The sequence below is a fragment of the Salipaludibacillus agaradhaerens genome, from assembly GCF_002019735.1.
Taxonomy (GTDB): Bacteria; Bacillota; Bacilli; order Bacillales; family Salisediminibacteriaceae; genus Salipaludibacillus; species Salipaludibacillus agaradhaerens.
In genome coordinates, this window is sequence record NZ_KV917378.1 from 3356140 (window position 1) to 3380759 (window position 24620).

Genomic DNA, 24620 nt, shown 5'->3' on the forward strand with positions numbered 1-24620 from the left:
ACCTTAAACGAGTATGTGGAGCAATAACAATAGTAGTAAAGCGAGGGGAAGACGATGAGCAGAGGTCTTGAAAGGAAATTATTAATAATTGGGGCGGCGTGGAATATGATCACAGCTTTATTGACGATCTTTAATTATTATTCCTGGTTTAACAGAGAGGGAGCCCAAAGACTTGAGGCAGTAGACTTGAACACAGCCATAGCTGGATCTCAAATGGTTAATAATATCCTTCAAATCATTCTGATCTTCGGTATATTTATGCTTGTAGGGGCCATTATAACCTTTCTAGTTGCGGTCAAAATAAGAGATAATGAGATTCAGAAAAAAGTCGTTATTTGGATTGGATTTTGGGCAGTTGTCCAACTTATGTCAATGGATTTAATTGGTGTTTCTATTTATTTGATAGCTTTTGTTGTGTATCTTGCTAAAAATAAAGCGATAAAAATGAGCTATGAGACTGCTGTTTAAATAACCCACATTTCTAGTTACGTGGTAATAAGACTTTGTAGCTTTCGTACATTCCTTAAATTTCACAACGGACAATAGAAGAAGGAGCTGACAGTCTGTGATACGTATAAAAAAAGGGCAAGAACTTAATATAACAGGTAAGTTAAAGGAAACGATTGAACTGCCAAAAAGAGTGCCAGTGGAATTAGAAAATGGTGTTAAAGTGTATATGACTGTAGAATGGGGGACATCGGCATCTGTTAAATATGAAGAGACTGGAACATATTCAATGTCAGGAAACGTGATTTTAAAAAATTACTCGAATCCATTGATAGAGCAGCGAGCTGATCCTTATATTTACAAGCATACAGATGGTTATTACTACTTTACCGGTTCTTATCCTTTATATGATCGGATTGTATTGAGGCGGGCAAAAACAATAGAAGAGTTGTCAGATGCTGAAGAGGTTGTGATTTGGGAAGCACATGAGTCAGGGATTATGTCTGAACATATATGGGCGCCAGAATTGCATTATATTAATAATAAGTGGTACATCCATTTTGCTGCCGGGGATAAGGCTGACGTATGGGCTATCCGACCATACGTACTTGAGACGGATAGTGACAATCCTCTAGTAGGAAACTGGGAAGAAAAGGGACAAATAAATACACACTTCCAAAGCTTTTCGTTAGATGCTACGACATTTGAACATAAAGGAAAGCGCTATTTAGTTTGGGCACAAAAAGTTGATAATGATTCAGTTTCCAATTTATATATTGCTGAAATGGAGAATCCGTGGACGATAAAAGGAGAACAAGTTCTACTGGCCACACCTGAATATTCTTGGGAACAAGCCGGTTTTTATGTAAACGAAGGACCTGCCATGATTAATCGAAATGGAAACGTATATATCGTTTATTCTGGTAGTGCTACTGATGATAGATACTCTATGGGCTTATTAATCGCAGAGGAAAACAGTGACTTATTAAATCCCCAATCATGGACTAAATTAGCCGAGCCTGTCATGGTATCCAATGAAAAAACAGGTGAATATGGTCCAGGTCACAATAGTTTTACCGTGGCGGAAGATGGGGAAACAGACTTACTTGTTTACCATGCACGGCCCTATAAAAAAATTGAAGGAAACCCACTTTACGATTTTAACAGACATGCTCGGGTGCAAGAGCTTCTCTGGAAAACGGATGGCTCACCATACTTTGGTATTCCTGGGCAAAGGTTAGTTGAAGATAACCCAGAAGTTAAGATGACCGTTACCATTACTGAAGATTAACCACATAGTCGCGTCCTATTTCCAAAATGTTTCTTCACAACATTTATTAAAATGAACAAATAAAATCCTCTACATGCCACTTGTTACGAGTGGTGTGTAGAGGATTTTAGGATTTCCATTTTTGCTAACTGATTGTTTTAATGTCTCCGTTTTCAACAGGTGATCGTCCAATGGAATAGTAATTTATATTGGCAGACGCAACCGTGTTTAAGTCATAGCAGTTTCGTCCATCAAAAAGAAGCGGAGTCGCCATTTTTTCTTTAAATACACTCAAATCTAATTCTTTAAATTCAGGCCAATCAGTAATGATAAACACTGCGTCTGCTCCTGCAAGTGCTTCTTCTGTACTGTCAACATATGTGACGCCCTCCGGAATGACTTTCTTTGCGTTATCCATAGCGATGGGATCATAAGCCGTCACATCAGCACCGGCTAATAATAATTCACTGCTCACAGCGATAGCAGGTGATTCTCGCATATCATCGGTGTTCGGCTTGAAAGCAAGGCCTAAGAGTGCCACTTTTTTCCCTTTTAATGACCCCATAACGGTTTTAGCTTTAGTCGTTAAGCTAGAGTGTTGCTGATTGTTTACGCGAATAACAGATTCTAGTAACTCGAAGTGATGATCGTTATTGGCTGCAATTTGAGCAAGTGCTTTTGTATCCTTAGGAAAACACGAACCACCATAGCCGATTCCAGCATTTAAGAATTTACTGCCGATACGGTCATCCATGCCCATCCCAGTAGCGACATCTTCTATATTGGCCCCGACTTTTTCACAAATGTTAGCAATCTCATTAATAAAACTAATTTTTGTGGCTAAAAAAGCATTTGAGGCGTATTTAATCATTTCAGCGCTTCTAACATCTGTACGATAGACTTGGATACCGAATGGTTTATTAATGTCTTCGATAACATCTCCAGCTTCTTTTGAATCAGCACCAACGACAATACGATCACCATTAAAGGCATCATAAACAGCACTACCCTCACGTAAAAACTCAGGGTTAGAGACGATATTAACCGTTACCTTATGAATGAGTCGTTCGCGAATCTTTTTTAATATATAGTCGTTTGTGCCTACGGGTACAGTACTTTTAGTCACAATAATGACATCATCTGATACGTGTGTCGCAATATCAGCAGTAACTTGGTCAATGAAACGCAAGTCAGCGGTACCATCTTCTTTTTCAGGTGTTCCCACAGCAATGTAGATGACATCTTTGCTATTAAAACCTTCTTCATGACTCGTCGTAAAATGGAGTCGTCCAGCTTCTATATTTCGTGCCATAACCTCATCAAGACCAGGTTCGTATATAGGGGATTTCCCTTCTTGCATGCGCTTAACTTTATGTTCGTCAATATCAATGCACGTCACATCGTGTCCGATATCCGAAAGTGCCACTCCTGTGACTAACCCGACGTATCCTGTTCCTACTACAGCAATTTTCTTCATGATGGTCCTCCTATAATTCTGTAAAAAGCATTAGGCTTTATGATAATAAAGTGCTTGAATGTGAGATGCCTCACGAAAGAACCAGTATGTACCTGACATGTTATAGTGTAGGCTTTCACATACTAGGTTGTACATCCTTTTATATCTTTTTCTCTAAATACTTTTGTGATACACCTTTTAGATAATCAATCATATTATCTTTTAAATCATCTCGTTGTAGCGCAAAATCAACAGTGGCTTTTACAAAACCTAATTTATCCCCCACATCATAGCGCTCTCCAGCGAATTGATAGGCGAGTACAATTTGGCTGTCATTCAATGTTTTAATGGCATCTGTCAATTGAATTTCGTTACCGGCCCCTGGAGCTAGATTATCTAAAATATCAAATATTTCTGGTCTTAAAACGTACCGGCCCATAATAGCATAATTAGATGGTGCTTCTTCTTTAGCTGGCTTTTCAACAAGGTCTGCAACATGAATGACGCCAGGTTCAATTTCAGCAGATTTTGGGGATACGATACCATATTTGGAAACATCCTCATCAGGCACTGGCTGCACACCCACAACTGATGAATTGTAGCGTTCAAAAACATCAATTAATTGTTTAAGACAAGGGTTTCCATTGGCTTGAACGATATCGTCCCCTAAAAGAACGGCAAACGGTTCATTGCCAACAAAGTGTTTAGCACAACTAATGGCATGACCTAATCCTTTTGGTTCTTTCTGGCGAATATAATGAATATTTGCCATATTTGAAATCTGTTGAATTTCTTCAAGAAGTGTTAATTTTTCTTTTTTTAATAATGTTTCTTCCAATTCATATGATTTATCAAAGTGATCCTCAATGGCTCTCTTTCCTCGCCCGCTGATGATCATAATATCTTCTATACCAGATTCAATGGCTTCCTCAACTATGTATTGAATAGTTGGTTTATCAACAATGGGAAGCATTTCCTTTGGTTGAGCCTTGGTGGCAGGTAAAAATCGAGTTCCGAGTCCAGCGGCAGGTATAATCGCTTTTTTAACTTTAGGCATTGTCGCCACTCCTTTCATTCTCTTTTCTACAATACAACCAAACATTTCTACAAGCAAGATTATTTAGATGAAGATTTCGTCAATATTAGTAAAAAAACCTTCTATTTAATAATATATGATCATAAATAAGGGAAAATGTGAAAAAAACATCAATAAATCTTTACGTATTTGAATTTCTAACGTAGAATAGATTATTGAGGTTTTATAAATGATAAACTGTATATAGATTAATTTTGACACCAGTTTACAATAAAAAAGGAGTGTCATGATGGCACGATCTCTTAGTAAAAATAAAAAAAGACCTCGGTCTGTCTTGAAAATTATGCTTATAACATTTTTAGGAGTGTTTCTTTTAGCAGCTGGCGCTTTAGCTTATATGGTTCACCAGCTTGCTAGCGTGACCTCAAGTGCCCAACAAGAGCTTGAACGAGGTGAACGCTCTGAACTGCGGGAAGAAGCAGTTAATCCCGATATCGATCCTGTTTCAATTCTCTTTCTAGGGTTAGATACGCGAGATGGCGACTTAAGTGGAAGAACAGATGCGATGGTCCTCGTAACATTTAACCCGGATGAAGGCACTGTTAAAATGTTGAATATTCCCAGAGATTCTAGAGTGAATATTAGCGGCAGGTATGAACAAGACAAGATCAACCATGCTCATGCATACGGTGGAATAGACATGACTGTCGAAACGGTCGAGCAACTTTTGGATATCCCTGTTGATTATTATGTTTCACTTAATTTTGATGCTTTTATGGAAATTATAGATGATATAGGTGGTATTACAGTTGATTCACCGATGACATTTACTGAAACAGATAACGCTACTTATGGCACGTTGACGATATACGAAGGTGAACAGGAATTGAACGGGGAAGAGGCACTTGCATACGTCAGAATGAGAAAGTCAGATCCTACAGGTGATATTGGACGTGGAGAACGACAAAAAGAAGTCATAGAAGCTGTTATTCGAGAAATGGCCTCCTTTAGTACGATTACACGTTTTAATTCATTAATGGATACAATAGAGCGTAATTTAGATACGAATGCCAGTTTCAATGATATTGTTGCTATGCACTCATACGCAAGCGAACTGGACAACATTGAATCGTTAAATTACGACGGGATAGATTACATTGAAGAAGGTGTTTATTACTTCGTACCAGATGAACGATCGATTACATTAGTGTCACAGCGGTTACAAAAACATTTAGGTTTACGTCAAACGATCGACAGTTATTTACTTGAACCGACAGATACGCAAGAGCCTTCTACAGAGGGGGATGTTGGTGGACAGGGTATAGAAAGCGATACTCCGGAAGATCACTATGTACCTGAAGAGACAGACGTCTATCAGCCGCAGCTAGGTGAAAGTAATAGCGGATTTTAAAAAAATAATGGACAATCTTTATGGCTACATGTTATACTACTAAACGGTGATAAAAACAGCTTAAATAAAGAAAATATATAAAGAAATAACCCATAATTTTTGTTTTTCAATAGTATATGAGCACATATATCTAACATAAAGTGATATATGTGATTGAAATGATGAACGATTGATAAAAGTAGGAGAGACCTTACCGCCTCTCCTACAGGCTCTATTAATTAAGACTCTTCATCCTCATGATCTTCTTCAGTAAGAGCAAAGCTTTCATTGCTCTCCAAGCCAAGATGAGTTCTTAGTTCACCGCTGAGCTGTAATCGCTCTTCTTCGGGGACAATTAAGTACCAGACACCATCGATCATATCTCCAGTTCCTGTGAGTTCCAGTGTTTCCTGATTACGTGTTGCACTCATATAGTTTTGTTGCAAACTAACCATATTGTCGAATGTTAAATTTGTCATAATATTGTTACCTAAGGCATCTAAGATAGACTGTGCACGGGTTATTGAGCTTAGTTGAGCGCCTTCTTTAATCATGCCATGTACGATTTGTCGTTGGCGTTCATTTCGGCCAAGGTCGCCTCGTGGATCTTCTTTTCGCATACGTGCATAAGCTAAGGCTTGATCACCATTTAAGAAAAGCTCGCCTTCATTAAATTCATGCCCGTTTTGTGAAAAAACTAGTTCATTTTGAACACTAACACCACCGAGCGCATCGACCATCTCTTGAAAACCGTCCATATTGACTGTTAAGAAATAATCAATAGGGATATCTAGGTAGTTTTCGATAGCTGCAATTGCCATATCTGGACCGCCAAATGCAAAAGCATGATTTACTTTGTCTTGTTTACCGAGCCCAGGTATATCCATACGGGTGTCTCGGGGAATACTTACCATTCTCATAGATTCATCATCAGGGTTAACTGTGACTACCATCATTGTATCTGTACGCCCTGAGGTGGATTCTTCCGCATCAACACCGAGTAGTAAAAACGATACAGGTTCTCGCGCTTCCATATTGACTACAAATTCTCTCAAATCGGGTTTTTCGCGGTTAAGTTCTGTATGCATACTAGAATTGACCGTTGTTTGGACAGATTTATAGAGATAAAACCCGTACCCTCCTACAGCTAATAGGCTGACTAAAAACAACGCTCCTAAAATAATCATTACTTTTTTCATCGAATCCCCCCACTTTTTAAATGGTTACAATTTTAGTATAATAAGATTGCTATAACTTAGCAATCAAATTTTAAAAGATTCTGAAAAAAAATAATAACTAGCCTGTGATATGGTTTTTTGGGTGAATTCTGCTGCTTGGATAAGGGGGAGCTGTACTAGACTTGAAAAAGTGAGCAAGTGCTTTGCCTGCTTGCCATTAGTGAGTCAATACAAGTATCGATGTTTATCATAAGTAAGTTGTCCGTAAAACCCCCGCTAATTGAAGGTTCGTTTTATGATAAATAATCTAGATCTAGAAATAGTCATGGGAATCTTCTGTTTACTAAATAGTTGGAAAATATGATACTTAATTAAAGAGTGGTAGAAGCTAAAATAGGTGAAGAAACCAGATGATGTACTATTAAAAATTATGAATTAAAAACAAGCAATGATTGATTGGATGTGTTAAATCCAACCGGTCATTGCTTGTTTCATCACAGATAAGCGTCCGTAAATCTCCCTGCTCAAATTAGAGAGCTGAGCGAAAGCGCCACTGATTGAACGGGCGTTTTGTAGGATGAAATTTGGTTTCGACTCTGTCTTTAACGATAACTTTCAGCGACTGCCAATTTGAATCGCCATGTTAGTCTATATATGCAACGAAAAAATTAGATGAGCAGCGGTAACTCTATATTCGTTTTTTATATGTCAGTATGCTGTATGCTATTACAAGAAATTTGGTGAAGTAACACGATAAAAGTGCCAATAAAGGCTTTTTAATAAGGTGTTTTACATACATTAATGGTATAGTAGACGGATAGTTAGAGCTAATTAATTTACCTTCACAAACTGGTACAGAAATGGCTTGAGAAATTCCTACTTCTAACTCTAGTTATAAGCTATATAAAGTGTATAATATAGGTGATCATAATCTTGGTAGATTGGTGGAGTTCATCACACCATCTCGTTCTATAAGCAAAAAAGAAATTTTGCTTCGATAAAGAAAGATTCAAGCTACACAGATAGTGATGTATTCTAAAAAGATGCGAGGTTCATGTAATTCTTCAAAATTGGTACGAGTCATATTATAGTTTTAAAGTTTACTAAATGAACTGTAAGAAATGAATTAGAGGAGTGAGTCACTCATGAAAGTCAGAAAAGCAATTATCCCTGCAGCTGGTCTCGGAACTCGTTTTTTACCAGCCACGAAAGCACAGCCGAAAGAAATGCTTCCGATCGTTGACAAACCGACTATTCAATACATTGTGGAAGAAGCGATTCAATCTGGTATTGAAGATATTTTAATTGTTAGCGGACGTGGAAAGCGAGCCATAGAGGATCATTTTGATAAATCTTACGAGCTTGAAGAAACCTTGCTAAAAAAACAAAAGATGGTCATGCTTGACGAAATTCAAGCTATCTCTAATTTGGCAAATATCCATTACATTCGGCAAAAAGAGCCGAAGGGACTAGGGCATGCGATTAATTGTGCAAAACATTTCATTGGCAACGAACCTTTTGCTGTCCTTCTTGGCGATGACATTGTGCAAACAAAGGATACACCATGTCTTAAACAATTAGTTGATGTCTTTGAACGATATAATTCATCTGTTGTAGGTGTCCAACCTGTTCCAGAAGAGGAAGTATCAAAATATGGGATCGTTGCACCAAAAACATCCGACGTAGATGAAGGGGTTATCCACGTCGCTGATTTAGTGGAAAAACCTAAACGAGAAGAAGCGCCATCTCGCTACGCCATTATGGGCCGTTACGTTTTAAGACCAGAAATCTTCACCATTTTAGACGAATTGCCACCAGGTGCTGGAAATGAAATTCAATTAACAGATGCCATAAAAAAATTGAACGAGGAACAGGTGGTGCTTGCCTATGAATTTACTGGTGACCGTTATGATGTGGGGGATAAACTAGGTTTTGTGAAAGCCACTGTCGACTTTGCGTTACAACGTGAAGATTTACAAGGAGATATGCTTACGTATTTAGAAAGTGTCATAAAAAAACAATTAGTGAAAGAATCATAGAAGGACCTTTATGAGAACACTAGCGGTAGTAGGTACTGGTTATGATGTGACATGTATGGAGATAGATGAAGCTAAAGTAAAACGCATGAAAAAGGGGAATCTTCTTTATCCCACTCTTAAGGGGCAGTAAAACCTGATTGAAGCTTAGCTTTATACAGAAAAGTATCCGTAAATCTGGATCAAAATAGAGAGGAGAGCTAACTCTATTTTGTGTAGTTAAACTATTATAGTCTGGATGACCTCCTTTATTGGACTGCGCATCCAGGCTTTTTTATGCTTCTTTCGATTAAGTTGAGTCGATGACACCGTATCGTTATGTGTTTGCCCTGATGATTAAAAGGCTGTTTAAGCCATCTGCCTATAATAAGAGGCTTTCAGGTTTAATCACAGATTAACCGTCCTAAACCTCCTGCTTCAAAATAGAGAGGAGATAACGGACCCTAATGTCCTAATTGAAGGTTTGTTTTATGATTTCGCTATTGATTTTCTATACGGCTACTAAAGAAATTGTATCTCACCCCATCCCCCCTTAATAAACGCCTCTTGACGTTTGAAAATTTTACATATATAAACCAAATTCATCATAGTAACATACACCTGTAAAAAACTCATAGGTGGCTCTTTCGCTAAGAACAGATACTTTCCCGCTGGTTCGCGCTCCTAATGAATAGATGGAAATTTCAGTGTACACATCCTCCTAGACTCACCATTTTCCACTGCACACTTACATTTCAAAGATATATTTCTTGGACATGAAGTTCCCTCACCCTTTATATTTCCCAGATCTCGTTTTTAACTAATCAACGATCCGTGATTTCAGACAACAGACACTTCAACATAAAGTAAATGTAAAATACCTATACACATCTAAAGAACTAGGTATATTACACTTTAAAACTAACTTTCTCTATGCGCGAGTGAAAAAATCTAGTAATATTGAACTAGTTTATAAATAAAAAAGTATTAGAAGTCATTTTGGAGGGACGTTAATTGAGTATCTATTGGAAGTTATTTTTATCTTATGGTGTCATGATAGGGCTTATCATTATGACGGGGATTTTAGTTTTTATTGGTGTGAATCATGTGCATGAAAACGTGGATAGTATGTACGAAGAGAGGGTCGTACCACTTACCACATTAGCAGAAATTAGCCAGTTAGCAGAAAACACACGTGTACAAATGGTGAGCGCTGTATTAAATCAAAACGAAGAGTTAACTGAACGAGCTGAGCAAAACCTAGAAGATATTCATGAATTGCTTGAAAACTATCATTCGAATATTCATGATTCATCTGAACAACAGCTTTTTGATGATTTTGTTAATAATTGGAATGGTTTTGATGAGATCGTAAAACAAAATATTGCACTAATTCGAAATGACGATTATTCAGAAGCCCAAGCCGGCTTGGGGAGAGGCGGAGAACCTTTTGGTCGTGCAAGCGACCAGCTCAGAGAGTTAATTGATTTAAATGAAGACATTTCGACCAATTTGTATGAAGCAAGTAACAATAGTTATCAATTGGTACTGATGTTATTACTTATAGCAGTAGGTGTCACGATTGTTGTAGCCGTTATTTATGCATACTTCCAAGGAAAGTCAATCATAAAACCGCTACATGAATTAGGTCGCTTTACAGAAAAAATAGCCGCAGGTGACTTGACAGGTGATATGGGAACACTGACGAAGAGAAAAGATGAAATTGGAACGTTAGCTGACAATTTTCAAACTATGTCATTAAACTTAAGGACTATGCTAACAGACGTTATTTCTTCTTCAGAGCAAGTGGCTGCTACTTCAGAACAGTTGATGGCAAGTGCTGAAGAATCTCGCTCTGCTTCTGAAGAAATTACCACATCCATTGTAGAAGTATCTGAAGGGGCGGCGGAACAAACAGAATATGTAGTAACCGCTAAAACTAATGCGGATGAAGTGAAAGAAGATAATAAAACAATTTCAAACCGACTTCATAATGTTCAAGAAAAAGCGAACGAGGTTAATGATTATTCTAATAAAGGTAACGAAGTTTTAGCCGGCACAATGGATCAAATGAGTGTGATTCAAAGTCAAAACGATAGTTTAGCAGATGTCATTGGGAAGCTGACAAAACAGTCAGAAGAGATTGGAAATATCGTGGAAGTGATTACAGATATTGCTGAACAAACAAACTTACTAGCATTAAATGCAGCTATAGAAGCAGCAAGGGCTGGAGAACATGGAAAAGGGTTTGCGGTAGTAGCAGATGAAGTGAGAAAACTAGCTGAAGTCTCTGCTGAATCAGCAGCCAGTATTCAACAAAGAATCGGTGTTATTCAAACGGATATGGGCAGAGCGTCACATGAAATGGAGCAAGGGAAAACCACATTCAAAAATGGGATGGCGTCAATTACTGAAGCTGATCAATCCTTCCATCAAATTCTGAATGCTGTTAAAAATATGAATGAAGCCGTTAAAGAGACAATGACTGTTTCGGACAGTGCGATTCAATCCACAGCTCGTATGGCAGAAGAAATGGAACGGATTTCTGAAAAAACAAAAAGCTTTACAAATAGCGCTGACCATGTGGCAGCAGGTGCTGAAGAACAAAATGCCACGATGGATGAAATTTCAAAAGCTTCTGCTGGACTTGCACAGCGGGCGGAAGACCTTCAAACGCTTGCTAGTAAATTTAAAGTCTCATAGATTGGACCTTTGTTTGAGGATCATCATGCTCTTTAGATTTGAGAAGAGAAAAATGATCCTCATGCATATATATAAAATAGGTTAAAGAAGGTGACGATAATGGAAGTAGGTCAAACAGAAAATGTGAAATGTATGGCAGCTTTAATAGATCCTGACGGCAAATTTAAATACCAGTACAGGGATGAGGTATTAGATGTACACTGCCCTGTGGTCTCATCATTTAATGATGTCCCACTTACAGCAAACCTTGTATTTTACTATGTTCATCAAGAGGAGGATGTGGACTTTCTCACTTCCATTATCAAAGGTGTAGGGAAGACGTTCAGAGGAAAAATCGTTTTAGTGACAAACCCTTTATATAATACGGAATGTATAAGTAAGTTACTTATATTACCAATTCATGGTCTTATCTTTACTAATACATTTAAAATCTATATGGATTCTGTAGCGACGTTTTTTGATAGTTACCCGTTTTTACTAGATCCAGAGCTTCACAAGGTGGTAGCTGAAGATATCTTCACTATCAAGCATAAAAGTAAACCAATAAAAAAATTCGTTCTAAATGACAAACAGATTGAAGGTATTTTGAAAGAAAACGAAAAAATCGTCTTAGAAAAATTAATAAACGGTAAATCTACGGGTGAGATTGCAAACGAAATGTATTTTGCCCCTTCAACAATTAATAATGTCATTGGGAGAATTTTAATGATTTTAAATGCGAATGATCGTACAGAAGCTGTCGTGAAAGCTATCCGAAGTAACTGGGTGTCGAGTATTAAGTAAAACTGTTAAAAGATGAAATGGAATACATTTAGCAATAAAATTAAGGTAATATTATTTATTCTCATCGCTGTTCATTCCATTTTCATCCTATATATCTAAGCCGATCTTAAATGGTTTTCATTGTTAATAATAACTGCCTACACCCTGTAAGATTACGAATAGACTGAAAACAGTCGTTATGATAGAAAAAATTAATAAAATACCACTAATGAGTAGATACTTCGCAAAATGCTCAAGCAAGTGTTCGATAGCATCTTCTGATGATGTTTCTAAATATCGTCTTGCTTCAGTACCCGCCTTATAGAGTAGATAGCCCAAAAATGCTGTCACAACACCAGTAATGAGACCAGAAAAGGAAGAGGCCATAAGACTTATTATGACTGACATTGCCCCTAATATAATGGACCCTATTCCACAGATTTTTCCCCATATTGAGATTCGATTCATGATGTTTTCCAACTAATTTCACTCTCCTTTTTAATAACTTACTAATTGTATGATAGAAGCTGCTAAATAATCGAGGTAGTATCGTCCTATTTTTTAACAAACACAGCATAGATTAAGTAAATGCCTAGGTACATTGTGTCATCATGAAGTCAGACAAGAGGTTACTTACAATTATTTATAAAGTATTTGTAACGATATGATGATAAAGGCACGTTAGATTAGTTATGAATTTTAGGGAAATAATAACGTTCTCTATTCTGACATACACCGAATGTCCTGTTTTTAAATAATTTCCCTATAAATGATTGAAAAGATAAGGAGATTATTGCAAAAATTAGAAAGAGAGACGTTATGTTGAAAGGAGAATGTCGTTGCGACTTAAGTTTATGCTTATACATATGATGTTGTTAATGGTGATAATGGGAGGATGTGACGTTAACGTGCCAGACACACAAGCGTTTCAAGATGAATTTACAAGTGAGTTTATGCAGTCAACGTCGGAAACAGAAGAAGGTTACTATACATTTGAATCAGGGACTGGCGGGTATACGATGTTGTTTCCTATAGAAGGACAAATAGATGACGCCACATATTACAACCAAAATGATTTCAATGAAATCTTTACGTTTGGTGTAAGAAACGAAAAAGATAATTTGGCTTATGGTTTTAAGTTAACATACGAAGATCGGGGAACGACAGAGAGGATAGATACATATTTAAAAATATTATCAAACAGAGTTAATTATGATGGTGAATATAATATATTTAAACAAAATAATAAAACGTACTATTATGCCAAAAGGGAGATAAAGGCAAGTAATGCCTATTTTATTTTTGGCTATATTAAGGCGGATAATGATAAAAAAGGGATTGAATTTATTAGCAATATTTCTTGTTTAGATAATGATAAATACTGTGAGATAGAGATTAAAAGTGAAGAAGAAAAAATTAAAAAAATTATGACGTCAATTGAGTTTAAATGATATGTAAAAGGTGTTGAGAGGGATGGGAAACAGAGAAATTCTTGATTCGGATCAAGTGAGAGCAAGAATGATCCAAATGGAATATAAAGAGATAACCGAATCAGAAATACGCCGTATTTATATAGAAGAAACAGGTACTGAACCACCTGCCAATATCACCATCTACTCATCAGAGGATTTCCCCGAGCTTCGAGAAGGGGATTATTACTCAGGTTTTGATGGCTCAGCTATTCATTTTTATGATGAAGAAAAAGGAATCAATCAAGTGTATACCATTACCCGTGGCAGTGAAGAAAGCGAGAAAGACAGTTGGAAATCTTTTAGGTGGGATAGACTATTTCCTCATAATAAACTCAGTGTAAAATGGTTATAAAGACATATTAAATTAGTTGTGGGATTTGGTTGAAACAATAATATAATCTATTGTTATATATAACGAATGTCCTGTTTTTAAATAATTTCCCTATAAACGATTGAAAAGATAAGGGGTTTATTGTAAAAATTAGAAAGAGAGACGTTATGTTGAGAGGAGAATGTCGTTGCGACTTAAGTTTATGATTATACATATGATGTTGTTAATGGTGATAATGGGAGGATGTGACGTTAACGTGCCAGACACACGAGCGTTCCAAGATGAATTTACAAGTGAGTTTATGCAGTCGACGACGGAAACAGAAGAAGGATATTATACATTTGAATCAGGGACTGGCGGATATACGATGTTATTTCCGACTAATGCACGTATTGGGGATGGAACTTATTATAAACCAGCTAACGAATATGAGCGTTATAGTGTTGCTAATCAAAAAGAAGAAAAAAATATTACCTCAGGAATAAGAATAACATATGAAAATAACCCCTCCATGGAAAATATCGATATTAATTTGAGTGTTCTTTCTATGAAAGCAGGTTATGAAGGAGAGTATGAAACATTCGAATTAGAGGGTAATGTATACAATTATGCTAGTTATGTTTATGAAACACTTAATGGGATAGAAAATCATTATTTTATTAGTTTTATAAAATCTGAGAATAGTACTCAAGGAATAATGTTTATTTATTCAGCATCATGCTTAGATAGTGGTGAAGAATGTGAAATAGACGTGGGATACGAGGAAGAGGTTGCAAAGAAAATAATGACATCAATTGAATTTAAAGATGGTGATTGATATGACAAATAAGGAAGTGCTGGGTTCAGACTCTGTAAGAGCGAGAATTATCCAAATGGAATATAAAGAATTAACCGAATCAGAAATCCGCCGCATTTATATAGAAGAAACCGGTACTGAACCACCCGCCAATATTACGATCTACTCATCAAATGACTTTTCTGAGCTTCAAAAAGGGGATTATTACTCAGGTTTTGATGGCTCAGCTATTCACTTTTACGATGAAGAAAAAGGGATTAATCAAGTGTATACCATTACCCGTGGTAGTGAAGGGAGCGAAAAAGATAGCTGGAAGCCAAAAGATTGGTTTTATAATTTATTTGGTATAGGGTTAGGACAAAATGATAGTCAAATATCTGATGCAAAAAGGTTTACAGAGTTAGTGACTAAAGAGGTCAATAAATCTAATGATTCTCCCATACCTATAAAGAGTATAGGTATGGGACACTCTCTAGGAGGAAACCTCATTACTACTTTACAGCTTATTACTGGCCAATTTGATAATGTCTACGCAGTAAACCACATTCCTCCTAGCATATATCAATTGGCATCTATTGACTCTATATTTGCAAATGAATTAAATGCAATGTTCAAACTAGATTTAGAAAATAACTTCAACGCCATCTACGACATTGATCCCACTGAACTTAAGGAGTTTACGGAAGCGTATTATAAAGAGCGTATTGATGAGACGACGATTAACCGATTGAATATGGAAGAAGACCTTCTATATGCGATGTGGGGGCTGTCGGGATTTATTGATATTGGTGTTGGTGATCCGATGAATTCTATTGAAGGCTTTGATGGGTTACATGACTTTATGAGTCATATTTCTGACGAGGATATGAGAATTGTCCGCCTTTATTTTGCACAATTTGTACAAGGTTATAACAAAGATGGCTTTGATGGTGCCATACGTGAGATCACGGGATTTAGGTTCGATTTACTTGATGATTTAAAAGAAATATTTAGTTCCCATTCAGAAAGTAATATATTCAAAGCAGCTTGGGATACAAGAGAATCAAGTGCCGACTTAGCGCGTGGGTTTGGACCAATGTTACGGGATATGGGTGAGAAAATTCCTCAGCTATATGATGATTTAGTCGTGCTCTATAACAATATTGATCCGTTATTAGATGCTCTTGTAGACTTGGAGGTAATCACCCCCGTTGAACGACAGGAAATTAAGCGAAGCTTAGGTGAAATTTTAGAAAGTGTCGGCAATATAAAAATGTATCTAAATGGGTCTCTAAATCAAGGTTGGATTAATTTAATACGGTCAGGTTATTACATTTACCAAGAAGTCAACAACATCATGGCTAACGTTGACAATCTTAAGCTCCATACAGAAGGATTAATGGACTATTTTGGATTAAGTGGTGAGGCTCATAAAATGAACCATGTCGTCAATGCTCTTGGAAAAAACAGTGAGGGAAATGTGACGAGAGTGTATGAAGGCGGGGATATGTATTTTATTAAACCTCAGGACGTCTTACAAAAAGGAGATAGCCTTCTTGATCGCTTAAAAGAGATGCCAAAGTCGGGCGAGTCACTGTTGAGTGAATTGCGTGACGTAATGGGTAGGGGAAAAGGTCTCGGTAAACTATTCCCTATGTTAGGGCTTGGGTTGGCAGGGGTTTCGGCGATGCGATCCTTCATTGGGGCGAATCAACCTATTAAAGTGAACATATCGTCAGCAGTTAGAATTTATCAAAAAGGCCAGTCAACATGTGATGAAATTAAGTCAGAAGTTGCAAAACTTAAACGCTTATATGAATCAGAATATGAAGAAGGATTTAACGACTGGAAAAGAGTGCTCACAACAAAAATGAATAACATGGAGCAATCTCCTCGGTCTTATCAACAGGAATTGCTTGGTCACACGCCTCCTAGTGCAGAAAAAGTTTGGAAAATTACTAAAATTACCGTTCATGAGGAAGTGGATCCTCTCCCAGCCGCATTGACAGAAAACTTTGAATCTATTTTCGCGTACTATGAAGAAGAAATGGTTGATACGTTGGCACGTGTCGAGCTCATCAAGGAATCAATTGAGACATTATTCAGTGAAGAAGAAGAAATAAGCCACCTTTTTACAATAAACTATCAATAAAGAGAGAGAACAGGGGAATACAATTATGGGGCAAATGACCACTAGTTATCAGTTTATGAGATACATAGACTCACTAGATAAAGCTGGTGTTTTTAACCAGTCATTGGAACGAATTGCAGAGAGACATGAGGAACTAAAAAAGTTTGTTGAAAAAGAGTTACAACATTCCCATGGCGAGATGGTGACGGAAGTGTTGGATGACATAAAGACAACGAGTAAGAATTATCATGACACCGCTGCGCTCTTTCAGCAAGTAATGGATCAAGCAGAAACCGCGTATATAAAGCATTTGAACGCTATGAGATTTCAAAAAATAACGGTGTATTATGACGAAATCGAAACAGGTGTGGGGTCATAGTCACTTACTTTGTACGCTATATCATGATGTAAGGCATGCATCTGGAAATAGCGTTTTTTTGTTGCCATAAAAAACATTGGATTCCCGTGCTATAATCATTCACGAGATACTTGACCCATGGATAAAAGGAGAGGACAGCCAATGCCACAGTTAATCGAGTATGTCTCTAAATCAAAAACAGGATTCGAGAAAGACATGGAAGATACATATTGTGTGACTGATAACTACGCCGCGGTCATCGATGGTGCCACAAACGTATCAGGCCAATTAATTGACGGCAAAACGCCTGGTCAGCATGCGGCACAGCTCATTAAACAGACGATTGAAAGCTTGCAAGGGCCTGAAACCATTGAAGACATTATCACGCAAATAAACGACAGCTATGCTTTATTTTATCGTGAGTATCAGTTAACGGAGGTTATTAAAACAAAACCGTTTTTACGCCCTTCAGCTACAATGGCTTTATACAGTGGCTATGCTCGAAAAGTATGGCTCATCGGTGATTGTCAATGCTATGTGAACGGTCAGCATTATCAGCATGCAAAAGAAGTGGATGCTGTCGCCTCACAAGCAAGACGGTTACTAGTAGAAGCAGAATTAGCCAAAGATAAATCAGTGGCGGACATTGTAGCGTCAGACACAAGTTTTGAGAAAATTAAGCCGTTAATTCAAGCCCAATATGCTTTCACTAATCAACCGCCTTCACAGCCTTTTAGCTATGAAGTGATTAATGGTGAACCGTTATATATGGAAAGCTTCCAAACGGTGGAAGTGCTTGTTGGCATCATCTCTCTGGCGCTTGCTTCCGACGGTTACCCGCACATTTTTGCTACACTAACAGAAACGGAGTCCCATTTGGAACACGTATTACAACGTGATCCGTTATGCATTCATGACAATGTATCCGTTAGAGGCGTCACAAATGGTAAAATCTCTTATGATGACCGTACATATATAAACATCCGGATTGAGTCTGGCAGCTGAACGAGTTTAGCATAAATAACCGTCCGTAAACCTCCCGCCTTAAAATAGAGAGGCAAGCTATTTAGGTGAGAGAAAACGGCCGCTAAAGTCCTGATTCACTAAACCATCAATCAGTGGAAGAACAACGAAAACTTCCACTGATTGATGGTTTGTTTTTAGTATTTACTAAGGGTTGCTTTTAGATGACCGCTTAGTGATAGAAAGGCTAATTAATTATCGTATTCTCGCTCTAAGCTAAAAAATGTGCTCATCTTCTATCGTTTTACAAAAGAAAAAATAGCTCTCTTTCTATGTTGAGCCAGATCAATCATCTGATTAGATGATTGAATAACGGGGAATATAGACAGCAATTAAATTCTATTAACGTATTTGTAATGACAGTCTTGCCATCCCTAAATGATGTACGAAAGGTAAGGCTATCATTTGGGGATAGGGGGTTCACAAATGGTACGTGGAATATGTGGAAAAAGACGAGGAAGGGCTGAGAAAAAGGGTTTAAGCGATGCCCGTCAAAGAAAGACGGGAGTTTTGGGGGCCGTCGTACTTATTGTTTTTGCATCGTTTATTGGTATAGTTACTTATCAGGCATTCTCTTCTAACTCCTCTCATATCACGGTTGAACTTTTAAAAGAACGAAAAAGTCCAGTACTGGATAGCAACGTAGATAAGCCACTTCCCACATTTTTTAAAGAGCAAGACGAGGAACTTAGTACAGCGAGTATGATTGAAGAAGCCCAGCAATCTGTTTACACCATTGTTACAACGGAAGAACAAGGGTCCGGATTCTTATATAATAACGAAGGACATGTGATTACGAGTGCCCATGTTATTAATGATAGTGCCTTTGCCTCTGTTATAGCCGAGGATGATACACATTATGAAGCGACGGTTGAAGGGATATCTGAGTTTATGGATGTGGCTGTGCTTTATGTACCAGAACTAGATGGGTTTGAGCCATTCCCACTAGAAACCGATCAACAATATGGAGCGGGAGAAGATGTTCTAACAATCGGAAGCCCAGAAGGTATGCAAAATACTGTGACGTATGGGGAGATCATCACAACGGAGGAAAACTTATTGATAGAAGAATACGAATATGAAGATCTATATGAAATATCAGCTGATATTATAGAAGGAAGTAGTGGCGGTCCCTTAATTTCAGAAAATGATCAAGTGATTATCGGAATGAATGCCGCCAGAACGTTTGGTGAAAATGCAGTGGGCTATAGTGTTCCGCTATACAAACTAGAAGAAATCATTGAGGATCTCATAAGTTGACAGTTCGAAGAAGGAAAGGAAATAAACTCTCATAAGCTATTAATTAAAGATATAGAGGCTTGGACAAAACCCAGTGATTAAGAACGGCCCTCACTTATGTGAGAGCCGTTTTTTAAATGGTTGGTGGTTCATCTACCAATCTTCACTTGATTGTTCCTCAGTCTCTATTAACTCAACCACTTTAAAGCCATCACTGGTGAGCTTTACCTCGTACTGAGATTCAAACGTTTTACGTTTTGTTTCATGATCGTCTTCATAATAAATAATATAATCTTCAAATGTTGTGACTGTATAGGTCTCATTGTCTGCTGGACTCACCTCAAGAATGTCAGCCCCCATGAACGTTTGGGTAATGCTGCGACCGTCTAGGTAATCAGCGTAATCAGTAATAGATTCTTTGTATTCAGATGAGTCATCATAAATGTAACTAAACGTGTCGTCAGCAGTGCCACCATTTATTAATCGTACGTTTGCGCGGATAAAGTCGTTAAATAAATAATCGAGATAGGTCTCTGCTTCAGCCTGGTACTCTGCTTTTGTAGCCTCTTCTTGACGCGCGACAAATGCTTTTAGCTCTTCTTCATAATCAAATGTGATTGTAAGATTATCGCCGGTAAAGGTTGTATAGGTTCTTTCACGATTCATTAAGGTCCATGACTCAGAACCAGTATTATAGAGAAGTTCGTAGTAATATGCCTCTTCGTAAGGAACGAGTGCTATGTCATCATCATACCAGGACTCATCCTGCTGCCAGTCCTCAGTGACTTGAAGATAAAGCCACCATTGCGAGCCAGTTTGTTCAATATAACTTCCTTCCTTAAAAAGGTGTACATTCTCTAACACTTGAATACGATTATTCGTCATCTCATACAGGTTAGTGCTATGGTCAGTGAGCAATGCTTCAAGATCGGATTGGACCTCTTCAAGCAATGCATCGCTAGCTTCAAGGTGAAGGTCAAGATAACTACGATCAGCTTCAATAGGGAGGGATGAGACTTGTCCGAACGGTGTTTCTTTTTCAATATGAAATGCCATTGAACCATCCAAGAGAACTGGTCCGACAAAGTTAGGACCACGCCCGATAAACATATTGGTCGTCTCACCGTTTATAAATAACTCTGCATCGTCCACATTAGCTGTTAACTCAATATCATCGACATTAAATTGAAGATAGACAGGTGCATCGAAGAAATGAGAAGTGTGGATAGAGTGTTCAAGTTCAACAAAATCGGTGGCAAGCTCAGCGGTGATCTCGTAGTTCCCTGGGGCGAACGCACCTAAATCATACAAACCCTCAGCTGTTAATTCATAGTCTACAGGGTCACCATCTACTTTAAATGAAACCTCTTCTTGATGAACTTCTACTTGAAGAGGGATTGCTTGAAGCACGAATTCATAACGATCATATAGGAACCAGCGTTTCCCTGTTTGTTCAAAAGTGAGTGCTGTTAATCCAGAAGATGCTCCATGGGCTGCTGATAATGTGTTTGAGTCTCTTTGCAGCCACTCACGTTTTTCATCTAAATAGTGATTTAAGCCATTCATAGCGTGGGCATGCTCATGATAAAAATGAATTAAGTCTTTCGCATGGTCTTCAGTTAACGGTTGATCTGTCCCTTCCAGGTGGAGGTACTGTAAAACCGTGTCATGATCTTTTTCTTCTACAGCTGTACGAAATTGCTCAATGATTTTTGTTCCGTCAGCAAGGGCGTCCCCCGTTTTATATACACCAAATAGAACAATAATACCTATTAATCCAGCGGCAACTATTTTTTTCGGCTTACTTGGACGGGGAGAAGACGGTACCACAGATTCAGTCGAGCGTAAATCGCCACCACATGACGGACAAAAGCGTTTGTCTTTCTGTTGTTCTACCCCACAATGTTTACAATAATTCATCGATGTGACCTCCTAATAGATTTAAGAGCGAAACCATGCTGTGACATACATGACGGCAGAACTGAAAGTGAAAGTAGCCAGTGCTGATAGAATGAATGTAACGCTAATTGATGCATGAAATCCCTCAAGGGAAACGATAATACGTAAGAAAAAGGCAAGAAGTAAGCTTAATAGCGTATATGTGCCACTTGCAACGAGCAGTGGTTTAACAAAGCTTTTTCCATAGGTTTGATGCAAAATGATACCTGTCCACACGAACAAAGCCACTGGAATAAGCAAACCGGCTATGACAAAAGGAGAAATACCTCCGATCTCTAAATTAAGAAAGAAAGGGTGGTCACTGGCTGAGAAAAGCCATAATGTTTCACGACCATAGGCACTTAAAAGCATGTCAGGCACTTGAAGTTCAATTGTCTGAAAGTGAATAAGTGGAATAAGATAAGCTGCCGCTTGTAATGATAAGATGAAAGCTAACGTGCCAGCTTCAAAGATGGCCACTTCCTGCATCATATCGCTGTTATAAATATAGATAGTATAGATAGCGAGTGTCGTGAATGATGTGATTAAAAACGCTCTAACTCCGAAATAGATACTCTTTCCGTTAGGAAGCAAATCGTGTAATTCTTTCCCTGATCGTCCTTTAGGAGACGCAAGCAGAAAGCCAATGAATGAGAATAATGTCATGGTGATAAAACTGACACTAAATGCTTGAAACATTGAAAATGATAAACTAACTTGTACTGTCGTATAAAATTCTTCAATTGTCATTGTCCGCCGAGCAATTAAGGCCGTAATCGCCATCATGAGGCCATAAACAATACCACTTGATAAAGCTAGCTTTAGCTTGTCTTTAGGTGTCAGGGTAGTGATTCTTTTGCCAAATATAAAGCCAACTAAACTAAATATGAGTGCCATAAGAATAAGACCGTGGACCACGCCGGCTTGAAACGTTTGAGCGCCCAAAAATTCTCCGGGAATGGTCATGGTTACTTGAACGGAATGAAGATACATTAAAAAGTCAGTCAAACGAAAACCAGTCATAGATAAAATATCAAATTCACCTAAAAAATAATTGGAGACACTGTTATGAATAATAGATGCCACTATAATCATGGCAATGAAAGCGGAAGCGGCTATTTTTAAGCCATCAGCTAACCTTCTTTTGATAGATTCTTTCTGAAATTTCCCTGTAGAAAATAGTGCGGCCTTTCGCTCGGAGGGGGACGGAGAGGAAAGGTGAAAAGATGCCCCACAATGCTCGCAAAATTGATTTAATGCATCTTGGGTGGTTCCACACTTGCCGCACTGTTTTTCGGTAGATGTTGTGATATTAGAAGATGAGAGTTTTGTCCCGTCTTCAGGGCAAAATGTGTGTTGGTCGGAAAACGTATTTCCGCATGTCGAACAATGCATGTTGTCAGCTCCTTAATTAGCGGTCATTAATCGTATATCAGTTTAAATGTCTGTCATGGGTCCTTTAAGTACGTAATTGTTTAGGAAAATGGCGTTAATTGAGGTCTTTCATAGTTTAAGGTCAACCAGGATTCGTTAACCCTTTATCATATTTCGTTTAAATTCTTCAAAATATTGGTTATTGTATGGCGTGATTTCTCCCCTCTCAGCGTAGTGACAAGTCCATAGGATTTCCTTAAATGATTTTAAAATAAACACATGTCTTTATGACTATTATTCTTGAAATATATTCATAAAACAAGGGGAGAAGATATATTTCAACCTTTTATAAAGGGAATTATACTAATAACCTAACAATCTAAATAAGGTAATAAAAGGATTAATTTTCGCAAAAACAGCCCACGTTAATACAGGGCTGTTTAGTGATGCTTGGTAACGGTGTTTTAAACAATGTTATTAAAGTCTCTTGCTTGATGATCGAGCTTCTCAGCAGATTGCGAAATATCAGAAAAGTCCTTAATAGCTGTTTCAACTTGCTGCTGAATAGTTGTGATATTTTCCTGAGCTTTTGTCGTACCTAAAGATATTTTTTCAACTTCTTTTGTCATATTATCGACGTTATTTTTTATTTCGATAATGGTGTCGTCTACTGAAGAAGAAAGCTTACGTACTTCACTTGCCACCACATTAAAACCTCGTCCATGTTCACCAGCTCTTGCAGCTTCAATTGCAGCGTTTAATGCTAATAAGTTGGTTTGTGCTGCTATATCTCTTATTGCTTTTACGAAATCCCTAATTTCACCGGCCTGATTTTGTAGGTTCATTAACGTGCTAGTATTTTCAGAGGAAACGCTCGCAATTCTTTCAATACTTTCGAGGAGATGGTGGCTTCGTTCAATGCCTTCTTCTGAGCGGGTTGCTAACTCTTCAGACATGGATTGAAGGTCATTTACAACATCCGTAATGGCATTCTGTCTTCTTGTAATGTTAGTCGCAATCTTGCTAACACCGATGACACGATGATGGTCATCGAAAAGCGGCATGTACGTGGCTTCAAGCGCAATGCAATTTCCATGTGCATCCAATCGATCGATTTTATCTTGAAAGCTTTTTCCGGAAAATAAGCTTTTCCAGAAGGAATCATATTCAGGACTCTCTGCAAATTCAGGTAGACAGAACTCTTTGTGAGACATACCGATCATCTTTTGGACAGAGTAGCCCATCACATCTGCGAAGATCGTATTAACATATGAAACACGCCGTTCCATATCAAATCTAATAATAGCAAGATTTGATTCGATCGCTTTGATAACAACCTCATCATAAATTTGTTCAGTAGAATTCATGGTTAACACCCCTTAAGTGTGGTCGTGATTAGCACACGTCTTATAGCAGAAAATAGTGTTCTGACGTCTAACTAACACGTTTTTTTAGTCTATTTGTAATGATCCTTAGTACCTATGTAATTAGAGATCATACAGTAACACACATACTAGAGCAATAGTTGCTATAGTTATATAAGTAACTTCATCAAAAAGCATGAATAAAAGATAAAAAATGTAAAATAAGATGAGGGTAAGTAGGCCTAAAATCCAGAAGGATGCTGACTAATAGATTGATTACATATACATTTACTTTAAAAATCTAGCACTTAATGTGAGATTTAATATTTATATCAGCAAATGATTCCGATTTAGTTTT

The 24620-nt window shown here is 37.7% G+C and carries 20 protein-coding genes and 2 pseudogenes; 13 read left to right on the forward strand and 9 right to left on the reverse strand.

The annotated features are described in order from the left end of the window. The first annotated feature begins 54 nt into the window (after positions 1 to 54). Both BK581_RS15540 and BK581_RS15545 read left to right on the forward strand, forming a co-directional pair. A complete protein-coding gene (locus BK581_RS15540) occupies positions 55 to 468 on the forward strand; it encodes a DUF4064 domain-containing protein (RefSeq protein ID WP_078579021.1) in 414 nt (137 codons plus the stop codon). A 100-nt stretch (positions 469 to 568) separates the two neighbouring features. Then, a complete protein-coding gene (locus tag BK581_RS15545; RefSeq protein ID WP_078579972.1) occupies positions 569 to 1738 on the forward strand; it encodes a family 43 glycosylhydrolase in 1170 nt (389 codons plus the stop codon). A 124-nt stretch (positions 1739 to 1862) separates the two neighbouring features. Here the strand turns inward: BK581_RS15545 and BK581_RS15550 are convergent, their stop codons facing one another. Continuing rightward, positions 1863 to 3194 carry a UDP-glucose dehydrogenase family protein gene (locus BK581_RS15550; protein ID WP_078579022.1) on the reverse strand — a complete coding sequence of 444 codons (1332 nt, stop codon included), beginning with the start codon at positions 3192 to 3194 and terminating at the stop codon, positions 1863 to 1865. 139 nt (positions 3195 to 3333) lie between these two features. Next, positions 3334 to 4230, reverse strand: a complete 897-nt coding sequence (gene galU / locus BK581_RS15555) for a UTP--glucose-1-phosphate uridylyltransferase GalU (RefSeq protein ID WP_078579023.1) — start codon at positions 4228 to 4230, stop codon at positions 3334 to 3336. Positions 4231 to 4498: 268 nt separating this feature from the next. Here galU (BK581_RS15555) and BK581_RS15560 point away from each other — a divergent pair, with 268 nt between their 5' ends. Continuing rightward, positions 4499 to 5620, forward strand: coding sequence for an LCP family protein (locus BK581_RS15560; RefSeq protein ID WP_245829087.1), 1122 nt, complete (start codon positions 4499 to 4501; stop codon positions 5618 to 5620). A 218-nt stretch (positions 5621 to 5838) separates the two neighbouring features. Here BK581_RS15560 and BK581_RS15565 read toward each other — a convergent pair whose 3' ends face one another. Next, positions 5839 to 6798, reverse strand: a complete 960-nt coding sequence (locus BK581_RS15565; protein ID WP_078579025.1) for an LCP family glycopolymer transferase — start codon at positions 6796 to 6798, stop codon at positions 5839 to 5841. A 1124-nt stretch (positions 6799 to 7922) separates the two neighbouring features. Between BK581_RS15565 and galU (BK581_RS15570) the strand changes: the two genes are divergently transcribed. Next, positions 7923 to 8816 carry a UTP--glucose-1-phosphate uridylyltransferase GalU gene (gene galU, locus BK581_RS15570; RefSeq protein WP_078579026.1) on the forward strand — a complete coding sequence of 298 codons (894 nt, stop codon included), beginning with the start codon at positions 7923 to 7925 and terminating at the stop codon, positions 8814 to 8816. 559 nt (positions 8817 to 9375) lie between these two features. On the opposite strand, the gene BK581_RS20470 is transcribed toward galU (BK581_RS15570), so the two are convergent. Continuing rightward, positions 9376 to 9507: a hypothetical protein gene (locus BK581_RS20470; protein WP_276327426.1), complete on the reverse strand. Its 132-nt coding sequence runs from the start codon at positions 9505 to 9507 to the stop codon at positions 9376 to 9378. A 299-nt stretch (positions 9508 to 9806) separates the two neighbouring features. On the opposite strand from BK581_RS20470, the gene BK581_RS15575 reads away from it, so the two are divergent. After that, positions 9807 to 11495, forward strand: coding sequence for a methyl-accepting chemotaxis protein (locus BK581_RS15575; protein WP_078579027.1), 1689 nt, complete (start codon positions 9807 to 9809; stop codon positions 11493 to 11495). 99 nt (positions 11496 to 11594) lie between these two features. Beyond that, complete coding sequence (locus BK581_RS15580; protein WP_078579028.1) at positions 11595 to 12278, forward strand: response regulator transcription factor; 684 nt, start codon at positions 11595 to 11597, stop codon at positions 12276 to 12278. 123 nt (positions 12279 to 12401) lie between these two features. Here BK581_RS15580 and BK581_RS15585 read toward each other — a convergent pair whose 3' ends face one another. Next, a complete protein-coding gene (locus tag BK581_RS15585) occupies positions 12402 to 12737 on the reverse strand; it encodes a DUF5362 family protein (protein ID WP_078579029.1) in 336 nt (111 codons plus the stop codon). A gap of 359 nt (positions 12738 to 13096) precedes the next feature. Between BK581_RS15585 and BK581_RS15590 the strand changes: the two genes are divergently transcribed. From BK581_RS15590 to BK581_RS15620, 7 genes are all read left to right on the forward strand, one after another. After that, entirely contained in the window at positions 13097 to 13708 is a 612-nt protein-coding gene (locus BK581_RS15590) for a hypothetical protein (protein ID WP_078579030.1), read from the forward strand. Positions 13709 to 13730: 22 nt separating this feature from the next. Further along, positions 13731 to 14081 carry a DUF6792 domain-containing protein gene (locus BK581_RS15595; protein ID WP_078579031.1) on the forward strand — a complete coding sequence of 117 codons (351 nt, stop codon included), beginning with the start codon at positions 13731 to 13733 and terminating at the stop codon, positions 14079 to 14081. Positions 14082 to 14247: 166 nt separating this feature from the next. Then, on the forward strand, positions 14248 to 14877 hold the full coding sequence (locus BK581_RS15600; RefSeq protein ID WP_078579032.1) for a hypothetical protein: 630 nt from the start codon (positions 14248 to 14250) through the stop codon (positions 14875 to 14877). A gap of 1 nt (position 14878) precedes the next feature. Next, positions 14879 to 16987: a DUF6792 domain-containing protein gene (locus BK581_RS15605; RefSeq protein ID WP_078579033.1), complete on the forward strand. Its 2109-nt coding sequence runs from the start codon at positions 14879 to 14881 to the stop codon at positions 16985 to 16987. A gap of 25 nt (positions 16988 to 17012) precedes the next feature. Further along, entirely contained in the window at positions 17013 to 17345 is a 333-nt protein-coding gene (locus BK581_RS15610) for a hypothetical protein (RefSeq protein ID WP_078579034.1), read from the forward strand. A 141-nt stretch (positions 17346 to 17486) separates the two neighbouring features. Continuing rightward, positions 17487 to 18329: a hypothetical protein gene (locus BK581_RS15615; RefSeq protein ID WP_078579035.1), complete on the forward strand. Its 843-nt coding sequence runs from the start codon at positions 17487 to 17489 to the stop codon at positions 18327 to 18329. Between the two features lie 444 nt (positions 18330 to 18773). Continuing rightward, entirely contained in the window at positions 18774 to 19607 is an 834-nt protein-coding gene (locus BK581_RS15620) for a S1C family serine protease (RefSeq protein ID WP_078579036.1), read from the forward strand. A gap of 132 nt (positions 19608 to 19739) precedes the next feature. Here the strand turns inward: BK581_RS15620 and BK581_RS15625 are convergent, their stop codons facing one another. The 4 genes and pseudogenes from BK581_RS15625 to BK581_RS20370 all read right to left on the reverse strand — a co-directional run. Beyond that, complete coding sequence (locus tag BK581_RS15625; protein ID WP_078579037.1) at positions 19740 to 21506, reverse strand: TcaA second domain-containing protein; 1767 nt, start codon at positions 21504 to 21506, stop codon at positions 19740 to 19742. 21 nt (positions 21507 to 21527) lie between these two features. Then, a complete protein-coding gene (locus BK581_RS15630; protein ID WP_078579038.1) occupies positions 21528 to 22919 on the reverse strand; it encodes a zinc ribbon domain-containing protein in 1392 nt (463 codons plus the stop codon). A gap of 443 nt (positions 22920 to 23362) precedes the next feature. Beyond that, positions 23363 to 23704: pseudogene (locus BK581_RS20365) on the reverse strand (methyl-accepting chemotaxis protein); the annotation flags it as partial. Positions 23705 to 23896: 192 nt separating this feature from the next. After that, a pseudogene (locus BK581_RS20370) lies at positions 23897 to 24265 on the reverse strand (PAS domain-containing protein); the annotation flags it as partial. Positions 24266 to 24620 lie beyond the last annotated feature (355 nt).

Coding starts and splice junctions, on each gene's coding strand:
- BK581_RS15540 (WP_078579021.1), top strand. CDS start 55: ATGAGCAGAGGTCTTGAAAGGAAATTATTAATAATTGGGGCGGCGTGG.
- BK581_RS15550 (WP_078579022.1), bottom strand. CDS start 3,194: ATGAAGAAAATTGCTGTAGTAGGAACAGGATACGTCGGGTTAGTCACA.
- galU (WP_078579023.1), bottom strand. CDS start 4,230: ATGCCTAAAGTTAAAAAAGCGATTATACCTGCCGCTGGACTCGGAACT.
- BK581_RS15560 (WP_245829087.1), top strand. CDS start 4,499: ATGGCACGATCTCTTAGTAAAAATAAAAAAAGACCTCGGTCTGTCTTG.
- BK581_RS15565 (WP_078579025.1), bottom strand. CDS start 6,798: ATGAAAAAAGTAATGATTATTTTAGGAGCGTTGTTTTTAGTCAGCCTA.
- galU (WP_078579026.1), top strand. CDS start 7,923: ATGAAAGTCAGAAAAGCAATTATCCCTGCAGCTGGTCTCGGAACTCGT.
- BK581_RS15580 (WP_078579028.1), top strand. CDS start 11,595: ATGGAAGTAGGTCAAACAGAAAATGTGAAATGTATGGCAGCTTTAATA.
- BK581_RS15595 (WP_078579031.1), top strand. CDS start 13,731: ATGGGAAACAGAGAAATTCTTGATTCGGATCAAGTGAGAGCAAGAATG.
- BK581_RS15605 (WP_078579033.1), top strand. CDS start 14,879: ATGACAAATAAGGAAGTGCTGGGTTCAGACTCTGTAAGAGCGAGAATT.
- BK581_RS15610 (WP_078579034.1), top strand. CDS start 17,013: ATGGGGCAAATGACCACTAGTTATCAGTTTATGAGATACATAGACTCA.
- BK581_RS15615 (WP_078579035.1), top strand. CDS start 17,487: ATGCCACAGTTAATCGAGTATGTCTCTAAATCAAAAACAGGATTCGAG.
- BK581_RS15620 (WP_078579036.1), top strand. CDS start 18,774: ATGGTACGTGGAATATGTGGAAAAAGACGAGGAAGGGCTGAGAAAAAG.
- BK581_RS15625 (WP_078579037.1), bottom strand. CDS start 21,506: ATGAATTATTGTAAACATTGTGGGGTAGAACAACAGAAAGACAAACGC.
- BK581_RS15630 (WP_078579038.1), bottom strand. CDS start 22,919: ATGCATTGTTCGACATGCGGAAATACGTTTTCCGACCAACACACATTT.